The sequence below is a fragment of the Bradyrhizobium sp. PRIMUS42 genome, from assembly GCF_023006515.1.
Classification (GTDB): Bacteria; Pseudomonadota; Alphaproteobacteria; order Rhizobiales; family Xanthobacteraceae; genus Bradyrhizobium.
The window spans coordinates 1-1,967 of sequence record NZ_JALBGZ010000957.1; the positions used below are offsets into that span (position 1 = coordinate 1).

Below are 1,967 nucleotides of genomic sequence, written 5' to 3' on the forward strand. Positions count from 1 at the left end.
GCACCGGCCGTGACGTCGTGATCGGCGCGCTGCTGGGGGCCGACGAGTTCGGCTTTGCCACCGCGCCGCTGATCGCGGCCGGCTGCATCATGATGCGAAAGTGCCATCTCAACACCTGCCCGGTCGGCGTCGCGACCCAGGACCCCGTCCTGCGCAAGCGCTTCACCGGCCAGCCCGAGCACGTCATCAACTACTTCTTCTTCGTCGCGGAAGAAGTCCGCGAGATCATGGCCTCGCTTGGCTTCCGCACCTTCAACGAGATGGTCGGCCAGGTTCAGCTGCTCGACCAGACCAAGCTGGTCGCGCACTGGAAGGCCAAGGGCCTCGACTTCTCGAAGCTGTTCGTCAAGCAGAAGGAAGAGAAGGGCCAGAAGATCTATCACTCCGAGCGCCAGAACCATCATCTGGAGGCGGTGCTCGATCGCTCGCTGATCGAGAAGGCAACGCCTGCGCTCGACCGCGGCGCGCCGGTGAAGATCGAGGCCAATATCAACAGCACCAACCGCTCCGCGGGTGCCATGCTGTCCGGTGCTGTCGCCAAGATCTACGGCCATGCCGGCCTGCCGCACGACACCATCCATGTCAGCCTCAAGGGCACCGCTGGCCAGGCCTTTGGCGCCTGGCTCGCCCACGGCGTCACCTTCGAGCTCGAGGGCGAAGGCAACGACTATGTCGGCAAGGGCCTCTCGGGCGGCAAGATCATCGTCAAGCCGCCGAAGAACTCCGCCATCGTGCCGGAAGAGAGCATCATCGTCGGCAACACCGTGATGTACGGCGCCATCCAGGGCGAGTGCTACTTCCGCGGCATCGCCGGCGAGCGCTTTGCCGTGCGCAATTCCGGCGCCGTGGCGGTGGTCGAGGGCGCGGGCGATCATTGCTGCGAATACATGACCGGCGGCATCGTCGTCGTGCTCGGCAAGACAGGGCGCAACTTCGCGGCCGGCATGTCCGGCGGCATCGCCTATGTGCTCGACGAGACCGGCGACTTCGACAGGCTGTGCAACATGGCGATGGTCGAGCTCGAGCCGGTGCTGTCGGAGGAGCTGATCAACGCCGGCACCTATCACCATTCCGGTGACCTCGAGGCGCACGGCCGGGTCGACGTGTTCAAGAACCTGCTCGCCTCCGACGTCGAGCGGCTGCACGTCCTGATCTCGCGCCATGCGAAAGCCACCGGCTCCAAGCGCGCCGCCGACATCCTTGCCAATTGGAAGGACTGGCTGCCCAAATTCCGCAAGGTGATGCCGGTCGAATACCGGCGCGCGCTGCGCGAAATGGCCGCCAACAACGCGGACGCCGAGCCGAAAATCGCGATCGGGGCGTAGCAATATCAGCGCCCGTCATTGCGAGCGTAGCGAAGCAATCCAGACTTTCTCTTCAGCGACAGACTGGATCGCTTCGTCGCTTCGCTCCTCGCAATGACGGTGAGGAAGCAACAAACGAACTAAGCGGCAGGGACTTCGGGTTTAATGGGCAAGATCACGGGTTTTCTCGAAATCGAACGGCACGACCGCAAGTACACCCCGGTCGCCGAGCGCGTGAAGCATTACAAGGAGTTCGTCGTTCCCCTCTCCGAGAAAGAGGTGCGCGATCAGGCCGCGCGCTGCATGAATTGCGGCATTCCCTATTGTCACGGCACCGGCTCGGTCGCGCCCGGCACGCCCGGCTGCCCGGTCAACAACCAGATCCCCGACTGGAACGACCTCGTCTATCAGGGCAACTGGGAAGAAGCCTCGCGCAATCTGCACTCGACCAACAATTTCCCGGAGTTCACGGGGCGCATCTGTCCGGCGCCGTGTGAAGCGTCCTGCACGCTCAACATCGACGACAACCCGGTCACCATCAAGACCATCGAATGCGCCATCGTCGACCGCGCCTGGGACAATGGCTGGCTGAAGCCTGAGGTCGCGGCCGTCAAGACCGGCAAGAAGGTCGCGGTGATCGGCTCGGGCCCGGCCGGCATGGCC

The 1,967-nt window shown here is 64.0% G+C and carries 1 protein-coding gene and 1 pseudogene; both read left to right on the plus strand.

What is annotated here, in order from left to right; translation table 11 throughout:
- On the plus strand, positions 1-1,325 hold a 1,325-nt coding region (locus MOV75_RS36205), incomplete at its 5' end, for a glutamate synthase-related protein (RefSeq protein WP_247007770.1).
- A gap of 144 nt (positions 1,326-1,469) precedes the next feature.
- A pseudogene (gene gltD / locus MOV75_RS36210) lies at positions 1,470-1,967 on the plus strand (glutamate synthase); the annotation flags it as partial.